The organism is Streptomyces sp. enrichment culture (assembly GCF_964272895.1).
In the GTDB taxonomy this organism is placed as follows: Bacteria; Actinomycetota; Actinomycetes; order Streptomycetales; family Streptomycetaceae; genus Streptomyces.
This window is the reverse complement of the sequence record NZ_OZ186832.1, coordinates 7,105,324-7,123,077: the sequence shown is the minus strand read 5'-3', so window position 1 is coordinate 7,123,077 and position 17,754 is coordinate 7,105,324. Positions and strand designations below refer to the sequence as shown.

16 protein-coding genes and 1 pseudogene are annotated in these 17,754 nt (G+C 74.2%); 4 read left to right on the top strand and 13 right to left on the bottom strand.

Features of this window, described 5'->3' with window-relative positions:
* Window positions 1-12: 12 nt before the first annotated feature.
* Window positions 13-975: a helix-turn-helix transcriptional regulator gene (locus tag ACSU6M_RS31810; RefSeq protein WP_437074438.1), complete on the bottom strand. Its 963-nt coding sequence runs from the start codon at window positions 973-975 to the stop codon at window positions 13-15.
* A 109-nt stretch (window positions 976-1,084) separates the two neighbouring features.
* Between ACSU6M_RS31810 and ACSU6M_RS31805 the strand changes: the two genes are divergently transcribed.
* The gene (locus ACSU6M_RS31805) at window positions 1,085-1,771 is read left to right on the top strand and encodes an alpha/beta fold hydrolase (protein ID WP_437074437.1); all 687 of its coding nucleotides are present in this window, start codon (window positions 1,085-1,087) and stop codon (window positions 1,769-1,771) included.
* A 189-nt stretch (window positions 1,772-1,960) separates the two neighbouring features.
* Here the strand turns inward: ACSU6M_RS31805 and ACSU6M_RS31800 are convergent, their stop codons facing one another.
* The 3 genes from ACSU6M_RS31800 to ACSU6M_RS31790 all read right to left on the bottom strand — a co-directional run bounded on the left by ACSU6M_RS31800 (window position 1,961) and on the right by ACSU6M_RS31790 (window position 4,572).
* A complete protein-coding gene (locus ACSU6M_RS31800; protein ID WP_437074435.1) occupies window positions 1,961-2,878 on the bottom strand; it encodes a universal stress protein in 918 nt (305 codons plus the stop codon).
* Between the two features lie 121 nt (window positions 2,879-2,999).
* Window positions 3,000-3,866 carry an endonuclease/exonuclease/phosphatase family protein gene (locus tag ACSU6M_RS31795; RefSeq protein WP_437074433.1) on the bottom strand — a complete coding sequence of 289 codons (867 nt, stop codon included), beginning with the start codon at window positions 3,864-3,866 and terminating at the stop codon, window positions 3,000-3,002.
* A 106-nt stretch (window positions 3,867-3,972) separates the two neighbouring features.
* On the bottom strand, window positions 3,973-4,572 hold the full coding sequence (locus ACSU6M_RS31790) for a hypothetical protein (protein WP_437074431.1): 600 nt from the start codon (window positions 4,570-4,572) through the stop codon (window positions 3,973-3,975).
* Window positions 4,573-4,962: 390 nt separating this feature from the next.
* Between ACSU6M_RS31790 and ACSU6M_RS31785 the strand changes: the two genes are divergently transcribed.
* From ACSU6M_RS31785 to ACSU6M_RS31775, 3 genes and pseudogenes are all read left to right on the top strand, one after another.
* Window positions 4,963-6,417: an FG-GAP repeat protein gene (locus ACSU6M_RS31785; RefSeq protein WP_437074429.1), complete on the top strand. Its 1,455-nt coding sequence runs from the start codon at window positions 4,963-4,965 to the stop codon at window positions 6,415-6,417.
* An 88-nt stretch (window positions 6,418-6,505) separates the two neighbouring features.
* Window positions 6,506-7,012 (top strand): annotated as a pseudogene (locus ACSU6M_RS31780) (GNAT family N-acetyltransferase); the annotation flags it as partial.
* A 651-nt stretch (window positions 7,013-7,663) separates the two neighbouring features.
* Window positions 7,664-7,879 carry a hypothetical protein gene (locus tag ACSU6M_RS31775; protein ID WP_437074427.1) on the top strand — a complete coding sequence of 72 codons (216 nt, stop codon included), beginning with the start codon at window positions 7,664-7,666 and terminating at the stop codon, window positions 7,877-7,879.
* A 7-nt stretch (window positions 7,880-7,886) separates the two neighbouring features.
* On the opposite strand, the gene ACSU6M_RS31770 is transcribed toward ACSU6M_RS31775, so the two are convergent.
* The 9 genes from ACSU6M_RS31770 to ACSU6M_RS31730 all read right to left on the bottom strand — a co-directional run bounded on the left by ACSU6M_RS31770 (window position 7,887) and on the right by ACSU6M_RS31730 (window position 17,527).
* A complete protein-coding gene (locus ACSU6M_RS31770) occupies window positions 7,887-8,822 on the bottom strand; it encodes an L-tyrosine/L-tryptophan isonitrile synthase family protein (RefSeq protein WP_437074425.1) in 936 nt (311 codons plus the stop codon).
* A gap of 287 nt (window positions 8,823-9,109) precedes the next feature.
* Window positions 9,110-10,309 carry a cytochrome P450 family protein gene (locus tag ACSU6M_RS31765; RefSeq protein ID WP_437075434.1) on the bottom strand — a complete coding sequence of 400 codons (1,200 nt, stop codon included), beginning with the start codon at window positions 10,307-10,309 and terminating at the stop codon, window positions 9,110-9,112.
* 48 nt (window positions 10,310-10,357) lie between these two features.
* Window positions 10,358-12,184 (bottom strand): asparagine synthase (glutamine-hydrolyzing), encoded by a 1,827-nt coding sequence (asnB, locus tag ACSU6M_RS31760; protein WP_437074424.1) that lies wholly within the window; start codon window positions 12,182-12,184, stop codon window positions 10,358-10,360.
* A 16-nt stretch (window positions 12,185-12,200) separates the two neighbouring features.
* Complete coding sequence (locus tag ACSU6M_RS31755; protein WP_437074422.1) at window positions 12,201-13,028, bottom strand: ABC transporter ATP-binding protein; 828 nt, start codon at window positions 13,026-13,028, stop codon at window positions 12,201-12,203.
* Entirely contained in the window at window positions 13,025-14,098 is a 1,074-nt protein-coding gene (locus ACSU6M_RS31750; RefSeq protein ID WP_437074421.1) for a FecCD family ABC transporter permease, read from the bottom strand. The genes ACSU6M_RS31755 and ACSU6M_RS31750 overlap by 4 nt, the downstream gene beginning before the upstream one ends.
* The gene (locus ACSU6M_RS31745; RefSeq protein WP_437074419.1) at window positions 14,095-15,168 is read right to left on the bottom strand and encodes an ABC transporter substrate-binding protein; all 1,074 of its coding nucleotides are present in this window, start codon (window positions 15,166-15,168) and stop codon (window positions 14,095-14,097) included. Before ACSU6M_RS31745 ends, ACSU6M_RS31750 begins: the two co-directional genes overlap by 4 nt.
* A 179-nt stretch (window positions 15,169-15,347) precedes the next feature.
* Window positions 15,348-15,965, bottom strand: coding sequence for a sigma-70 family RNA polymerase sigma factor (locus tag ACSU6M_RS31740; RefSeq protein WP_437074417.1), 618 nt, complete (start codon window positions 15,963-15,965; stop codon window positions 15,348-15,350).
* 270 nt (window positions 15,966-16,235) lie between these two features.
* Window positions 16,236-16,871 carry a hypothetical protein gene (locus ACSU6M_RS31735; RefSeq protein WP_437074415.1) on the bottom strand — a complete coding sequence of 212 codons (636 nt, stop codon included), beginning with the start codon at window positions 16,869-16,871 and terminating at the stop codon, window positions 16,236-16,238.
* Window positions 16,872-17,005: 134 nt separating this feature from the next.
* Entirely contained in the window at window positions 17,006-17,527 is a 522-nt protein-coding gene (locus ACSU6M_RS31730) for a copper chaperone PCu(A)C (RefSeq protein ID WP_437074413.1), read from the bottom strand.
* Window positions 17,528-17,754: the final 227 nt, after the last annotated feature.

Below are 17,754 nucleotides of genomic sequence, written 5' to 3'. Positions count from 1 at the left end.
GGCGCCGCCGCCTCAGGGGCGGCCGGTCACGGCGGCGGTGAAGCGTGCCGCGAGCGAGGCGACCGCCGCCCGCAGTTCGTCACCGCCGTCGACGCGGAAGGCGACAGGCAGGCGCGCCAGCCATTCCTGGGCGTACATGTCGGGGTTGCGGGTGCTGCCGAGCAGGACGCAGCCCTCACCCAAGGGCTCAAGGCGTCCCATGGGCGGGCGGATCCAGGGGGCGACCTCGGCCAGGGGGGCGTCGAAGACCACGCGGGTGGAGAACTCCCAGCCGAGGCCGAGGTTCTGCTCCAGGACCGCCACCGCGTCGAGGTCCTGCGGCGGTTCGAAGCCCTGGCCGGTCCGCCGGACGGCGTGCACCCGGTCGATGCGGTAGGTGCGGATCGCGTCCGCGCGACGGGAGTGGCACAGCAGGTACCAGCGTCCGTGGCGCACCACGACGGACCAGGGGTCCACCTCCTCCTCCCACGCGTTCCCGGCGTCGCTGCGGTAGCCGACCAGCACCCGCCGCCGGGCCGCGACGGCGTCGACGAGTTCGCTGGTGACGGCCGGATCCGGGCGGGCCGAGTGCGGGTCCGGCGCGGCCGCCGCGTACTCCCGCAGGGTCGCCGCCTGCCGTCCGACGCTCTCCGGCAGCGCCTGGACGACCTTGCCGAGGGCGGTCCCGATCAGGTCGTCGGCGTCGGCCGCGGCCGGCTGGGCGCTCAGTACCGCCATCACCAGGCCGAGCGCCTCCGCCTGCGTGAAGTGCACGGGCGGCAGCCGTGTCCCGCGCCCCAGCCGGTACCCGCCGTGCGGCCCCCGCACCGACTCGACGAGGATCCCGGCCTCCCGCAGGATCCCGACGTACCGGCGCGCGGCCCGTTCCGTGACGCCCAGCCGCGCGGCGAGTTCGTCGGCGGTCGTACCGGGGCGGGTCCGCAGGATCTCCAGGGTGCGCAGTGCTCGGGCGGTGGGGCTGAGATCGTTCGGCACGGGGGCAGGCTAGCCGGAACCGGGGTCCGGTCCGCCGGGAATCCGGCAGTGGATCGTCCGGATCTCCTCCTACGGTGAGGTCCGCACACCTCGGGAAAGGGGACTGACCATGGACATCCTGCTCGTCGGCGGCCTGTGGCTGGACGCGTCCGTGTGGGACCGCGTCGCGTCCGCGCTGGAGTCGCACGGCCACCGCCCGGTGCCGCTCGCCCTGCCGGGACAGGGGGACGGTTCCGAGTCGGCCACGCTCGACGACCAGCTCGGGGCGGTGCTCGACGCGGTGGACTCGGCGCCCGGCAAGCCCATGGTGGTGGGGCACTCCGCCGCCTGCACGCTGGCGTGGCTGGCCGCCGACCGGCGGCCCGAGCGGCTGGCCAAGGTCGCCCTGGTCGGCGGCTTCCCCTCCGGCGACGGTCAGCCGTACGCGGATTTCTTCGAGGTGCGGGACGGTGTCATGCCCTTCCCGGGCTGGGACCCCTTCGAGGGGCCGGACGCCGCGGACCTCGACGACGCGGCCAGGCGCGCGTTCGCGGCCGGTGCGGTCCCCGTGCCCGAGGGGGTGGCCAAGGGGGTGGTGCGGCTGGTGGACGAACGGCGGTTCGGGGTGCCGGTCGTGGTGGTCTGCCCGGAGTTCACGCCCGACCAGGCGCGGGAGTGGATCGGCGCGGGTGACGTGCCCGAGCTGGCGCGGGCCGAGCGGGTGGAGTTCGTCGACCTCGACTCGGGTCACTGGCCCATGGTCACGAGGCCGACGGAGCTGGCGGGGGTGCTGGCCGCGGCGGCCGGGGCCGGCTGATGCCGACTGAGGCCGACTGAGGGGGCGGGCGCGGGCGCGAGGTGACGCAGACGGGCGGGCGCCGGGCGACGTGAACCGGCGGGCGCGGGGGGCGGGCCAGCGGACCGGCGGCGCGGGGCGACGACGCGGACCGGCGGGCGCGGTGCGCGGATGAGCGGACCGGCGGGTGCGCGCCTCCGCTGCGCCGGGTCATGGCTCCCCGGACACCGGCTCACCGTGGTGCGGGACGACGGCCACCGGGCAGTCGGCGTGATGCAGCAGTGTGTGCCCGACATGGCCGAGCTGCGGTCCGAGGTGGGGGTGCCGGCGCGGGGCGCCGACGACCAGGAGGTCGGCCGCCGCCGACCGGTCGAGCAGTGTCTGCCGTACGGACCCCTCGACCACCGTGCGGTGCACGACGGGCCCGGCCTCCCCGGCCGGGAACTCGCCCACGGCCGCCAGCGCCTCCTCCAGCAGGGTCGCGGCGTCCTCCTCCCGGCGATGGTCGGGCGCGCCCCTGAGCAGCGGATGCGGCGCCGTCCGGTGCGCGGGCCGGCGCCAGACCCGTACGGCCTCCAGCGTGCCGCGGCGCACGGCGGCCTCCCGGAACGCGAACCGGGCGGCCGCGGGGCCCGTGGCCGGGCCGCCCACGCCCAGGACGACGCGGCCGTTCACGCCGTCCCTGTTGCGCGGACTGCCCCGTACGACGACGACCGGGCAGGGGGCGCGGGCCGCCAGGGACAGACTGACCGAGCCCAGCAGCAGTTCCTTGATGGGGCCCTTGCCCCGCACCCCGGTCACCACGGCCGCGGCGCCGCCCGCCTCGCGCAGCAGCGCCGACGCGGGGTCCTGCGGCACGACGTCGGTACCGATCTCCAGCGTCTCCACGCGCTGACGGGCCCGGGCGGCCGCCTGCGCCACGATCCCCTCGGCGATGTCATGCTCGGTGACCACGTCCGGAGCGGCCTCGGCCGCGTCGGCGAGGACGGCGGCCTCGTACCGCTCCCACAGCGAGGCATGCACGATCCGCAGCGGCAGCCCGTGCCGCGCCGCCTCGTCGGCGGCCCAGTCGACCGCCCGCAGCCCGGACTCCGAGCCGTCGACCCCTACGACCAGAGGCAGCACCATGGGCCTCACCGCCTTCACCGCGCCGGCACAGGTCCATTTTCCCACCGGGCGCCCGGACGGGTCCAAGCAGCGGGCTCCGCGGACCGCGAGGCCCCTCCCTCGCCCGCCTCGAGCCGTTCGCTCACATGTCCAGGTCGGTGTGCACCAGGTGGTGGTCCGAGTACGCGGTCGGATGCACCCAGTGCTGGAGCGGGGCGATGCCTCGCAGGAAGACGTAGTCGAACTTGCTCTGCCAGTCGGTGGTCGGCCCGCAGTCGCCGCCGGACGTCGGGCGGCATCCGGGATCGGTGTCGGTGGCCAGCTCCCACATGGGGGCGAGTTCGGCGGCCTCGGGTACGGCGTTGAAGTCACCGAGGACGATGGCGCGGTCGTACCGGCCGACGGCCTCGGCGAGGACGCCGGTCTGCTGCGCGCGGACCGCCTCCTGACGCCGTTGCGCGAGGTGGGTGTTGAAGACGCGGACGGACCGGTCGCCGACCTCGGTGGTGACGGCCATGTACCCGCGGTCCTCCGAACCTCCGTCGGGGTATTCGACCTTGACGACGTCGGTCATCGGCGCCGCCGAGAGAATCGCCTGCCCGTAGCCTCCCGGATTCCACGGCGCTCCCCCGCAGCGGCTCCACTTCCGCAGCACCGGCCCGTACTCGACGTGGTAGTCCAGCCCGTAGAAGCTCTCCAGATAGTCCCGGATCTTCTTGACGTCCCGCGCGCACGCTTCTTGCAGGCCGACGACCTGCGGCGCGTACGTGGCGATCTCCGCCGCCCGGTCGACGTTGCGCTCGTCGCAGGGATTGCAGAGGTTCCATGTCATGACCCGGTTCGGTACGACCTCCTCGGCGGCGTCGGCGGGCAGTGATCTGGCGAGGGAGCCGTCGCCCCGCGTGCCGGTGCCGAGAAGCACCAGGCAGGCCACGACCGCGGCGCCCACGAACCACCGCCAGCTCTTCACCAGCACCACCGCCTCCTCGCCCCTGGACGCCTGCGGCATCCGACCTCTCCCTGCACGAGGCTATGTGACGAAGCTGTGAGCAGCCCGAGCGGTGTCCGGCCGCCGCGGGCGTCCGCGCCGTGACGCCGGTTCCGAGCGCGCCGTGTCAGGCCACCCAGTGTGCGGCCGCCTGCTCCCCCACCGTGAACTCCGTCGCACAGTCGGGGCACACGGCACGCCCGAAGAGATACGGCAGGCCGTCGGCCACCCGCTGCCTGCCGTCGGCCAGGGCACGGTCGTACAGCCGCCGCGGTACGACGTCCAGCCCGCCGGGCTCGACGCGGCGGATCGGTGACTTCGCCGCCCCTTCCCGAGTGCGGTCCTCACTGCGGCAGAAGGGCTCGCCGTCGTCGAGCACGACGAACAACTCCACCCCGCAGTAAGGGCAGTCCACCTCGTATTCCCCCGAGTGCAGTGCGTCCAGGCAGCGGCCCCGGTCCCTGAGCCCGTCGAAGGCGAGGAGGGCCTGCAGCAGGTACACGTACTCCTCCGTGTCCGACGTGCGGCTCAGGCACTCCTCGGTGAGCCCCCGAAGGACATCGATCGCGGCGGAGGCGGCGGCCCCCTCCAGCGCGCCCGGCTCGGCACACCCCGCGATCGCACCCGCCGCCAGCAGCACCCAGGGAAGCTGCTCCGGGGCGCAGACCGTCCCGATCCCGGCGAGGCGCGGCAGCGCGGCGACACCGGCCGTGAACGTGGTGTCCAACTGGGGGCACAGATGATCCATCAAGGCGGACCAGACACCACCCGGATCGGCCTCGAACCGGTCCAGCAGCGCGGGAACGTGCTCCGCGGAACCACAAGCGTCACTGAGTGCTGCCCAATCCGTCATGCACCCATCCAACCGCACCGACCGGACCTGCGTGCCGCGTGATCGGCGGATCGCCGCCGAGGGATAGGGAGTTCACGGCGGCGTCGGCGGAGAGGCGAGCGGGCGTGGGGGTTGGTCATCGGACGCAACCTTCGGGTGCCGGCGTGTGTCACGTCTATACCGGGTCGGGCGTTCGAAGGTCGCGTCGGGGACGTGGGCGGCGGGCGTCGGGGCTGCCGGATGGGTCGGCGTGGCCGTGCGGTCCGTCGGGAAGGGGAGAGGGACATGGGCAGATGGCGGGTGGCGGCCGTGCTGGTGGCCGCCGGGATCGTCGGGGCGTCGCTGGTGTCTGCCGGGCCGGCGGCGGCGGTGCACGGGGCGGTGCCGGAGGACTTCAACGGTGACGGGTACCGGGACGCGGTGCTCCCGGCGCCGGGCGCGCATGTGGCGGGGGCGCCGTACGCGGGGGCGGTCGTGGTGCTGTACGGCTCGTCCTCCGGGTACCGGGCGAGTCGGCACCAGACGATCTCCCAGAACTCGCCGGGCGTTCCGGGCACCCCCGAGGGCTGGGACCGCTTCGGTACCGCCACCGCCACGGCGGACCTGAACAGGGACGGGTACGCCGACCTGATCGTCAGCGCGCCCTACGAGGACGGCACTCGGGACGACAACGCCGGCACGGTGACGGTGCTCTGGGGCGGCCGGAGCGGTCTGGGCGGCGGCACCAACCTGCCTGCGCCCGCGGGCCGCCAGCACCACGGCGTCGACCTGGCGGTGGTCGCCGCGGGACCCGGCGCAAGGACACAGATCCTGGTCGGCGGGCTCAGCGGCACCGCCACCTACAAGGGACCGTTCAGCCGCAGCGGAACCGTCGGTTCTGTCGTCGCCGCCCAGGACCCCGGCCCCCTGGAGTCCGTCGCCCTCGGCGATCTGGACCGCGACGGCACCACCGACGAGGTGGGCATCGGTTACCGCAAGGCCGACCTGACCGGCGGCCGCGTCCAGGTGAACCCCTCCGGCGGCCGGGACTGGCCCGAGCCCCTCCGGCAGGGCGACGGGCTGATCGCCGCGACCGGTGACGTCAACGGCGACGGCTACGCGGACCTGGTCGTCGGCGACCCGGAGGATCCGCGGACCCCTGGCGTCGACGGCCGGCTCGGCGGCCGCGTGCTCCTGTGGCGCGGCTCGGCCGGCGGCATCGCGCCCGACGCGCGGCCCGAGGAGATCACCCAGAGCACCGAGGGCGTGCCCGGCACGAGCGAGGCCGGCGACACCTTCGGCGCCGCCGTCGCGGTGGCCGATCTCAACCGGGACGGGCTCGGGGACCTCATCGTCGGCGCACCCTGGGAGGACATCGGCAGCGTGCCGCACGCGGGCGCGGTCACCGTGATCCCCGGCCGCCGCTCGGGCCCCCTCGGCGCCGGCGGCTACTCCTTCAACCAGAACACCCCCGGTGTCCCCAGCTCCGCCGAGGAGTACGACTCCTTCGGGACCACCGTCTCCGCCGCCGACGTCGACCGGGACGGCCGGCCGGAGCTGTTCGTCGGCTCGCCCATCGAGAACACGGCCAACGGGGCGGTCTTCGTGCTGCCCGGCGGCCCTTCCCGCCCGACCGGTACGGGCAGCCGTGTCTTCACTGCGGACATGTTCGGCCTCACCCAGCACGACAGCGTCCACCTGGGCGGCTACGGCGTCCTCTGGATCCTGCTGCGGGACCCGGAGATCGACCACGGCGACTGAGGGGGCGGCGGGCAGCCGGCAGCGGGTCGTGGGCCACGCGGACACATATCCCGTTGGTGTCCACCGGCCGGCCTCGGACAATGTGGCCATGCCCATACGACCCGTGCGCGCGGACGACGAACTGCCCGCCCTCCAGGACATCGAGCGGGCGGCCGGTCGGAGCTTCCGGGACATCGGCATGCCGGAGATCGCCGACGACGCACCGCTCCCGGTCGCCGAGCTCGACCGCCACCGGCGGGACGGGCTGGCCTGGGTGGCGGTCGACGACGCCGATGCGCCCATCGCCTATCTGATCGCCTGCCGGGTCGACGGCAATCTCCACGTCGAACAGGTCTCGGTGCACCCGGACAGCGCGCGCCGCGGGGTCGGCCGATCGCTGCTCGACCACGCGGCGGAGCACGCCCGCGCCGAGGGGGCGCACGCCCTGACCCTCACCACGTTCACCGAGGTCCCGTGGAACGCGCCCTACTACGCGCGCTGCGGCTTCGAGCCCGTGCCCGGCAGCGCGCTCACCCCCGGACTGCGCAGGATCCGCGCGCGCGAAGCGGAGCACGGCCTGGACCGGTGGCCCCGGTGCTGCATGCGCCGGGCGGTCCGGGCGGAACCGGGGCATGAGCCGACCGCGTGGACGCCGGACGAGATGCGGGCCTTCATTCAGGGGACCCAGGGGCGGCGGCTCGAAGCGGCGCGTGTCGTCGCACAGGGGCGCGCCTACGACTGCGCCCGCTCCCCGGAGTCCCGTCGGCAGTGGGCGAAGCTGTCGTTGCTCGCGAACCGGCGGATGCCCGGCGCCGCCGAGGGTGAGGGCGCCCGAGTGGCCCGGCAGGACTTCGCGCTCCGGACATGGGTGATCGAACACCTGGGCCCCGACGACTCGGACCCCGACTGGAGCCCCGTCTCCCTGGCCTCCGACACCCTGGCCGCGCTGACGCTCACTCCCGCCGAGGCCGCCGCTCTGGCCGGCGGCTGGCGCGACCTGCCGATCGAACGGATCCGCGAACTGCGGTGGCACAAGAACCTGACGGCCCATCTGGAGACCCTGCTCGGCCATGTGCCCCGCGGCCCCGTCCACGACACACTTGCCACCTGGACGACCGTCCGCCGACTCCTGCCCTGACCGGCCCCCGCGGGCGCCACGTCGGCAGCCTGCCGGCCCTCCCGAGAAGCGACCAGGTCAGACCGGGTGCGCCACGCGTCTGGTGCACCACCTCGTGCGCCCCGCCGACCCCACCGGCAGGCTGGCCTCATGGCCACCGAGCACCCCGTCGTCGTCCTTCCGCCCGCCACGGACGGTGGCCGCCGCGTCCGCATCGACGGCCGGTACGTCGGCATCGCCTACGGGCTCCTCGACGTCGTCGCCTTCGTCCAGGAAGCCGGCCTGCAGGACTGGGACGAACTCGACGTCGTCCGCTCCTCCCTCGTCGAGTGGCAGGGCGGCGGCCCGGAGGTCTGGCAGGACTGAAGGGCCGTCACCTCTGTTCGTAATGGCTCGGTCTGCCGTCCAGGCTCACCAGGCGCCCCCGAGCGGCGGCCTGGGTGCGGCGCACGAGTGTCCACGTGCCGTCGGTGCGAAGGAGGGCGGTGGAGTGCCAGGGGGTGGTCCAGGCGTCCGGGACGTCGAGGAGGCGGATGCCGAATTTGGCGGCGCCTACGGGTTGGGGGTGGATGGACAGGCGTACGGCGTGGGGGTGGTGCTCGGCGATCAGGCGGCCCCAGGCGCGGCTGCGCTGGATGACACCGTAGGCGCGTCGGCGGCAGGCGCGTTGGAGTGCCGAGCGGGTGCCCGTCCAGCCGGCGGTGTCCTCGACGAGGAAGCGGGTGATGCCCAGGTAGAGGGCTCGCGCGGAGGAGTCGGCGCGGACCTCGGCGCGCAGGGTGTCCAGGGTGGGCGCGTGCAGCCGGTGGACGTGGGCGCGCGCCGAGTCGTGGTCCACGTCGCCGAGGAGGTCGCGCAGATCGAGGACGGACAGTCTGGTCAGGGCCAAGTCGTCGATCGTGCGGCGCAGTTCGTCGGCGTAGGCGTCTATGTGTGCGTCGGGTACGCCGATGAGGTCGCCGAAGACATGGCCGTCGGAGCAGATGATCACCTGCGCGCCGGGCGGATGGATCCGCTCCACGTCCCGGCACAGGGTGTCGAGGAAGCTCAGTGAGAGGCGTTCGCCCTGGTCCGGGAGGTGCCCGAGGACCTTGGCGGGGTTGGGGGACTTGCAGGGGAAGGCGGGCAGGGTGAACACGACGGGGGCGTCCTCGCGGACGAAGGCGGCGATGCCGCGGAGTTGGTGGGGGAATGCCTCCGGGGGTGGTGCGGGGGTGGGGTCGGTGGTGCGGTGGTGGGGCAGGAGCAGGCGCAGGATGTCGGTGGCGAGGGTCGTGGGGTGGATGTCCGGCGTCGTCGCCAGCGGCATGGGGGTCCTCCGGGGGAGGGGTGGCGTGCGGGTCGGGTGTCGTCCGGGGAGGGGATCCTCCGGAGGTCGGATGTCGTCCGGTGGAGAGGGATCCTCCGGAGGTCGGGTGTCGTCCGGCGGAGAGGGATCCTCCGGCGATCGGGGGCCGCCCGGCGGACGCCGATCCCCCGGAGGACCGGGGCCGGTCCGGCGGATGCGGATCCCCCGGAGGACCGCGTGCCGTCCGACGGGCGCCGGTCTTCCGGCGATCAGGTGTCGTCCGGTGGAGGAGCCGGTGGTCGGCCGGCTCAGCGGCGTCGGTCGTAGCCGACGGGCAGCCGGTGGGCGCCTCGGCCGAGGACGGCCGGGGTCCACTCGATGTCCTCGTCCCGGATGGCGAGGTGCAGGCCGGGCAGCCGGGTCAGCAGGGTGCCGAGGGCGATCTGGAGCTCGGCGCGGGCGAGGGCGGCGCCGGGGCAGAAGTGGATGCCGTGGCCGAAGGACAGGTGGGGGTTGGGCGAGCGGTCGAGGCGCAGGGTGTCGGGGCCGGTGAAGCGGCGCGGGTCGCGATTGGCGGCGCACAGGGAGACGATCACCGAGTCGCCGGCCGGGACCTCGGTGCCGTGCAGGTCGCTGTCGTGGGCGAAGAACCGCCAGGTGGTGAGCTCGAAGGCGCTGTCGTAGCGCAGGAGTTCCTCGACCGCGCGGGGCAGCAGGCCCATGTCGTCGCGCAGACGGGCGAGTTCGGCCGGGTGGCGGAAGAGGGCGATCAGCGCGGTGGTGATCTGGTTGGTGACCGGTTCCTGTCCTGCCACGAGGAGCTGGAAGATCATCGAGTCCCGTTCCTCCGGGGACAGTTCACCGCGGTCGCCGGCCCCGACCAGGCGGCCGAGGAGGTCGTCGTCCCCGTGTCGGCGCTTGTGGGCGACGATCTCGGCGATATAGCTCTGCAGTCCGTGCAGGCGCGCCTCGTACACCGGTCGTCCGGGGTCGGTGGGGCCGACCGGCTGGACGACCTTCCCCCAGTCGCGGTCGAAGCGGGCCGCCAGTTCCCTCGGCAGGCCGATCACCTCGGCGAGGACCTGGAAGGGAAAGGGCGCCGCGAAGCCGGTGACGAGATCGGCGGGGCCGTGCTCGGGCAGGGCCTCGATCAGGGCGTCCGCCAGCTGCTGGAAGCGGGGGCGCAGGCTCTGGACGCGGCGCGGGGTGAAGGCGTCGGCGAGGAGGCGCCGCATCGAGGTGTGGCGGGGCGGGTCCTGGTGGAGGAGGTGGACCTGGAGCTGGGAGTGCTGCGGTTCGGGCATGATCGAGGCACGGGCGCGCCAGCGGTCGTTGCCGCGCTCGTGGTTCTTGCCGAGGCGGTCGTCGTTCAGGGCCGTGTGCGCGGCGTCGTAGCCCGTCACGAGCCATGCGTGCACCCCGCTGGGGAAGAGGACGCGGTGCACAGGGCCGGTCTCGCGCATCCGCTCGTACAGGGGGTAGGGGTCGGCCTGGTAGGCGCGGCCCATCAGCGGGACGGCGTCGGCCGGGGGTTCCTGGACGGTCAAGGGGGCTCCTCAGAGGGCGAGTTCCGGCTGGTGGTGGTCCAGCCACAGGGCCAGGTCGACGACGCGTTCGAGGCGCAGGCGGTGGCCCCACTGCAATTGGTCGGGCGGGGTGTCGAGGCAGGGCTCGACGAGTGTTTCGTCGGTGAGGTCACGGACCTGGCCGACGGTGAGGGCGTCGCGGGCCATGGCCTGCAGGCCGCGGTTGTAGTCGGGGTGGTGGGTGGCCGGGTAGTGGTTCTTGGGCCGCCGCAGGACCGATGCCGGGGCGAGGCCCCTGCCGGCCGCGCGCAGCAGGCTCTTCTCCCGGCCGTCGAAGCTCTTCAGCGCCCAGGGTGCGGTGAAGACGTACTCGACGAGGCGGTGGTCGCAGTAGGGGACGCGGACCTCCAGTCCCCACGCCATGCTCAACCGGTCCGTGCGGTGCAGGAGTTGGCGCAGCCAGCGGGTCAGCGACAGGTGCTGCATCTCACGCTGCCGGTGCTCGGTGGGCGACTCGTCGTCGGCGTGGGGCACGGCGGCCAGGGCGGTGCGGTAGGTGTCGGCGCGGAACTCGGCCATGTGCAGGTCGAGTCCGGGGTTCAGCGGCATGGCGGCCTCGTCGCCGGTGACCAGCAGCCAGGGGAAGGTGTCGGCGGCCAGTGCACCGGGGTCGTGGAACCAGGGGTAGCCGCAGAAGACCTCGTCGGCCGCCTCGCCGGAGACGGCGACGGTGGCGTGCCGGCGTATCTGCCCGAACAGCAGGTAGAGCGAGGTGTCCATGTCGCCGACGCCGATCGGCGAGTCCCGCGCCGCGACGACCGCCTTGCGGTGCTCGGGGTCCAGGAGGGCGCGCGGGTCGAGGACGACGGTGCTGTGGTCGGTGCCGAGGAAGGCGCCGGCCTCGATGGCGTACGGGGTGTCGTGCCCGGTGCGCAGCACGTCCCCGGTGAACCGTGCCGCCTGGTCGCTGTAGTCGACGGCGTACGAGCGGATGCGCGCCGTCGGCCCCTGCCGGGCCCGGAGTTCGTCGGCGAGCAGGGCCGTCAGGACGGTGGAGTCGAGGCCGCCGGACAGCAGGCTGCACAGCGGGACGTCGGCCTCCAGACTGCTGCGGGCGGCCGTGCCGAGTGTGGCGCGGACGCGGTCGACGGTCGCCGTGCGGTCGTCGGTGTGGGCGCCGGGCTCCAGCCGCCAGTAGCGGCGTTCGCGGATGCCGGCCCGGTCCAGGACGAGTACCGCGCCGGGTTCGACCTCCCGGACGCCGGACCACAGCGTGGGGCCGGTGTTGAAGAGCAGGCTGTACGCCTCCCGCAGTCCGTCGGCATCGACGCGGGGTCTGATCTCCGGGTGGGCGAACAGCGCCTTGGGCTCGGACGCGAAGGCCAGACCGCCCTCGGTCCGGGCCCAGTACAGCGGCTTGACACCGAGCCGGTCGCGGACCAGGAGCAGGCGCTGCGCCCGCTCGTCCCAGACGGCGAGGGCGAACATGCCGTCCAGGTGCCGGGCGCATTCCTCGCCCCACTCCGCGTAGGCGCGCAGCACCACCTCGGTGTCGCTGCGGGTGCGGAAGCGGTGGCCCCGGCCGCGCAGTGCGGCGCGCAGCGCGTGGTGGTTGTAGACCTCGCCGCTGTAGCTGAGCACGATGCCGGGCTCGTCGGGGCGGTCGGTCATCGGCTGGACGCCGCCGGCCGGGTCGAGGACGGCGAGGCGGCGGTGGCCGATCGCGGCGTGCTCCCCCAGCCAGACGCCGCCCGCGTCGGGGCCGCGTGGGGCGAGGGTGGCGGTCATGGCCTCGATGACCGGTGCCTGGGTGCGGGCGTCGTGCAGGAAGGACGCCCAGCCGGTGATTCCGCACATGGGTGAGGGGCTCCTGTCAGAGGGGGTGCTCGGCCGGACGCGGATCGCCGTGCGCCGGCGGCACCTGGGCGTCGGCCGGGGTGTGGTGGTCGAAGGCGATCAGCGGGTCCCCGGTCAGGGGGTGGTCGACGACGGCCGCCCGGACGCCGAACACCGCCGCCAGCAGCGCGGGCGTCAGCACCTCGCGTGGAGGCCCGGAGGCGACCACCGATCCGGCGTGCAGGACGTGCAGCCGGTCGCAGACGGAGGCGGCGGCGTTGAGGTCGTGCAGGGACACCAGGGTCGTACGGCGCTGGGCGCGCAGCAGGGCGAGGAGCTCCACCTGGTGGCGGACGTCGAGGTGGTTGGTGGGTTCGTCGAGGACCAGGACGTCGGGGCTCTGGGCGAACGCCCTGGCCAGCAGGACGCGTTGGCGCTCGCCCCCGGACAGCGCGGTGAACCGGCGTCCGGCGTGCCCGGCCATCCCGACGTCGGCCAGGGCCCGCGCGACGATGTCCCGGTCGGCGGTGTCCTCCCCGGCGAAGGCCCGCTTGTAGGGCGTACGGCCCATGGCGACCACTTCCCGTACGGTCAGTTCGAAGTCGGCGCCCCGCTCCTGCGGGAGGGCGGCGATGTGCCGGGCCGACCGGGCGGGGGTCATCCCCCGGATGTCGGTGCCGTCCAGCAGCACACGTCCAGCGGACGGCTTCAAGTGCCGGTAGACGGTGCGCAGGAGGGTGGACTTGCCGCTGCCGTTGGGCCCGACCAGGCCGGTGATCTCGCCCTCGGCGGCGACCAGTCGGGCGCCCGCGACGACGGTCCGGCCCGCGTAGGCGACCTCCAGGTCCTGGATGTCGATTCTCAACTGCCGCTCCCCAGGCGCCGGTCCAGCAGATACAGCAGGGCCGGGGCCCCGATGAGCGAGGTGACGACGCCGACCGGCAGCTCCTGCGTGTCCATGGCCGTACGGCAGACGATGTCGACGGCGACCAGCAGCAGGGCGCCGGACAGCGCGGCGACCGGCAGCAGGCGGCGGTGGTCGCCGCCGACGACGAGGCGGCAGGCGTGCGGCACCATCAGCGCGACGAAGGCGATGGCGCCGGAGACCGCGACGAGGACGCCGGTGAGCAGGCTGGTGAGCGTGAAGAGTTCCCGGCGCAGCCGGGTGGCGTCGACGCCGAGGCCGGCCGCCGTCTCGTCGCCCATGGTCAGGGCGTTGAGGCCGCGGGCGCGCGCCTGGAGCCAGAGCAGGGCGGCGGGTACGGCGACGGCGGGGGCGCAGAGGAGTTCCCAGGTGGCCCCGCCGAGGCTGCCCATGAGCCAGTACAGGACGCTGCGGGTCTGCTGTTCGTCCCCGGCCCGCAGGACGAGGTAGCTGGTGAACCCGGACAGGAACTGGCCGATCGCGACCCCGGCCAGTACCAGTCTGAGCGGCGCGAAGCCCCCGCCGCGCCGGGCGACCGTCCAGACCAGCGCGAAGGTGGCCAGGGCACCGGCGAAGGCGGCGCCGGACAGCCCGAGTCCGAGGGTGCCGCCGGTGCCGATGCCGAGCACGATCGCGGCGACGGCCCCGAGGGAGGCGCCGTTGGAGACGCCGAGGACGTACGGGTCGGCCAGCGGGTTGCGGACCATGGCCTGCATCGCCGTACCGCCGAGTCCGAGACCGGCTCCGACGAGCGCGGCCGACAGGGCGCGGGGCAACCGGAGTTGCCAGACGATGAGGTCGTCGGTGCCGGGGCGTGGTGCCTCGCCGGACAGCCGCCGCCAGACGACGTTCCACACGTCACCGGGCGGGACGGACGTGGAGCCCCAGGCGACGGCCGCGGTGAGCGCGGCCAGCAGCGCCAGCGCGAGGGCGACGCACAGCGGTCCGGCGGGCAGTCCGCCGCGCGCCTCGACGGCCGGCGCCGTGCGGCGCGGCAGGGTCGAGGTCACGGCCGGCCCACCTTGTCCGGGTGGAGGGTCCTGGCGATCGTCTCGACCGTGTCGGCGTTGCGGACGCCCGCGATGGTGGTCGCCTCGGAGCCGATCCGCAGGAAACGGCCCTTCTCGACGGCGCGCAGCCCCTTGGTGGCCGGGTTGGTGCGCAGCCACCGCTCGGCCTCGTCGAACGCCTTGTCGTTCGCCGCCTCGCTGCCCCGGTCCCGTACCCCGAGCTGGATCCAGTCCGGGTCCTTGGCGATCACGTCCTCCCAGCCGACCTGCCGGTAGTCGCCGTCGCAGTCGGCGAAGACGTTGCGGGCCCCGGCCAGGGTGATCACGGCGTGGGCGATCTGCCGGTTGCAGACGGCGACGGGCTGCCGGGTGCCGGCGTCGTAGTCGAAGAAGAAGTACGTAGGCCGCGCGTTCGGTGCCGTGTCGCCGACCGCCTGCTGGACGGCGTCGACCTTCTTGCGCATGGCGGCGACGAGGTGCCTCGCCTCGGCACGGGTTCCGGTGACCGCGCCGAGGGAGGCGATGTCCGCCTCGACCGCGGACAGGTCGGTGACCGGGCCCTGGCCCTGCGCGGCGCAGGCCGTGGACTTGAGGTAGATGTGCTTGATCCCGGCCGCCCGGAACTCCTCATCGGTCGGGGCGTCCCCCATGCCGCCGCCCATGTCCATCGCGGCGAAGGTGTCGATGTACAGGTCGGCTCCGGAGCCGAGCAGCTTCTCCTTGGGGATGACGGTGTCGCTGAGCACCTTCACCCGCTGCGCCTGGGCGTCCAGGCCGGCGGGCAGCGTGCCCTTGCCGGGCGGGAAGCCGGTGCCGATCACCTTGTCCCCGGCGCCGAGGCGCAGGAGCAGTTCCAGGCTGGAGGCGTTGCTGGTGACGATCCTGCGGGGGGCCTCGGTGAAGGTGGTCTCGGCGTCCCGGCAGTCGGTGACGGAGACGGGGTAGGCGCCGGAGCCGGTGTTCCCCTCCGCCGTGTCCTGCTCCTGCCGCCCGCCGCCGCAGCCGGAGGCCAGCAGACCGGCCAGCACGACGGCCGTCGTACCGCCCCACGCACGAGATCGAGAACGCATCGAACAACTCCTGGATCGAGTGGGTACACGGGCGAACTTGCGTCACCCGGTCCAGTAGTCGGGGTGAACTCGCCCTGAGTTCCCGGCCGTGCGCAGGTCAGGTGAACCAGGGCGCGCGGGGAGAGGTACGGGCCGAGGGTGCCGGCGGCCGACCGCCGGCACCCTCGTGCGGGCACGGCTCAGACCGCCGCGAGCACAGCGGGTTCCGCCGGCTCGTCCAGCAGGTCCATCAAGGTCGCCCGGGCGCGGGCCACCCGGGAACGGACCGTGCCGACGGGGCAGTCGCTGACCTCGGCGGCCTCCGCGTAGGGCAGGCCGACCAGTTGGGTGAGGACGAACGCCTCCCGCCGTTCGTCCGGCAGCGTGGCCAGCAGGTCCAGCAGGGCGATGCCGTCGTCGAAGCCGGGCAGGTCGTGCGGCTGGGAGAGTTCGACGGCCAGCTGCCAGTCGGCCACGTCGGACAGCCGGGGCCGGGCGGCGGCGTAGCGGTAGCTGTCGATGACGGCCCGGCGGGCGATGGACAGCAGCCAGCACCGCGCCGAGGAACGGCCCTCGAACCGGTGGAGGCTGCCGAGTGCGCGCAGGAACGTGTCCTGGGCGAGGTCGTCCGCGGCCTGGGGGTCGCCGCACAGGTGGGCGACATAGCGCTGGACGTCCTGGTGCAGGGCACGCACGAACCGGTCCACGGCGTCCGCGTCACCGCCTCGGGCGGCCAGTGCCCAGGCGGTTATCGACTCGTCGAGCGACTCCTTCGGAGCGGTCGTGCTGTGCGAGGTGGGCAGGGCAGTGGTGATCACCTGATGTCCTTCTCGGGATCCGTGACCCGGACCGGGGCGCACGGGGGCGCGCTCGGTCCGGTGAAGTGGGGAGCCGGCCCTACGGACGCGCGAGAGGGCAGCGTGATGCCGCTGCGCAGGGGATGGCGTACGGCACGCGGGTGCGGGTCGCGTGAGCGTGCTGCCGCTCACGGCACGCGCGCACGACGGCACGCCGCCGCTGCGGCGCCTTCGCGGACGTAGGACCGAGACCCGAGGCGCACAGGGGCGGCCTCGGGGAACCAGCCGTCCTCAGACGACGGCCGGCCCCGCGGGCGGACCCCGTGAGGTGATCGCGTGGACGAGCAGACGAAGGCTCGGCGCCCGGTCCGAGCGGGGCCGGACCGGACGGCCGCGGGGGCGGTCCGGGGCGAGGGGCAGGGCGAGCAGCAGCCGCAGGGGTGCCGCCAGCCGGCCGGCCACGGCCCGCAGGATGCGGAAGGCGGCCTTCTCGCCGTGGGCCAGCCACAGTCCGGTCAGCAGCGCGGCCAGCAGGTGGGCCGCGAGCATCCCGAACGACGAGGTGCCGCCGTCCATGGCGTGGGCCATGTGGTCCATGCCGTCATGGCTCATGTGCGCCGCGTGGCCCATGTGGCCCATGTGGCCCATCGGCGGTGATGCCGTGCCCTCGGACGCCGACTGGGCCGTCGAGAAGCCCGAGTGCAGTGCCGTCTGCGCGGCGACCACCACGGCCACGATCAGCGGCAGCCCGCGCTCACGGCCGGCCAGGCACCAGCCGACGGCGCCGGTCCCGGCCGCACCGGCGGCCAGTGCCCCCGCGGGCACATGGGAGCCGGACATCATGACGTGGCCCAGGGCGGCGAGCAGCACGCAGACGGCCGCGAACACCGCGGCCCTCACCGTGCGAGCGCACCACCCTGCGGTCATCGCGTCCCATCCTCACATCCGGACACTGCTCGTCGTACGGAAAGACGGAAAGAACCCCGGCCGGGGCTCAGTGGGCGGCGCGTGATCAAGGACACTCTTCCCGTGCTCGGCGTCAGGGACCGGCGGACCGCCGGTCAGGACGCCGGGCTGCCGGGGCGGACCACCACCGCCAGGGCCTCGACCGTCCCGCTGTGCGCGAAGTGCAGCGTGAACGGCACCAGGTCACCGGCCCGCCAGCCCGCCTCGGGCCGCAGCGTCAGGTCCAGCCCCTCCGGGGACATGGACAGCCCGCCGCCCGCGGGAACGGCGGCCGAGTCCACGGTGTCCCGGTAGGCGGCTCCGCTGCCGGCCATGCGGTGCAGGCTCAGGGAGATCGGTCCGCCGACCGCCGGCGACGTCACCCGAAGCAACCGGTCGTCCGCCCCGCCGTGGTTGGTGAGGTCGAAGAACACGGCGGTCTCGGTGCTGTCCCCGAACGGCAGGAAGACCCGCCCGTCGGAGACGGCGACACGGGCCGGGGTGCCCGCCTGTCCGGCGGCGGTCCAGGCGGTCAGCCCGCCGAGGGCGATGCCGCAGGCGGCCACGGGCGCGAGTACGGCGGGCAGGGTGTCGGTGAGCCGGCGCCGGCTCGGCCGCCACCGGGCGGTCGTGGTCATCGGGTGTGCCTTCGGTCGGGCGGGGTCATCGGGTGCGCTTCCGGGAGGGCGGGTCATCGGGTGCCCGTCCGGGCGGTCGTGGTCGTCGGGTGTGCCTTCGGTCGGGCGGGGTCATCGGGTGCGCTTCCGGGAGGGCGGGTCATCGGGTGCCCGTCCGGGCGGTCGTGGTCATCGGGTGTGCCACTGGGACGGCGGGTCATCGGGTGCCCGTCCGGGCGGTCGTGGTC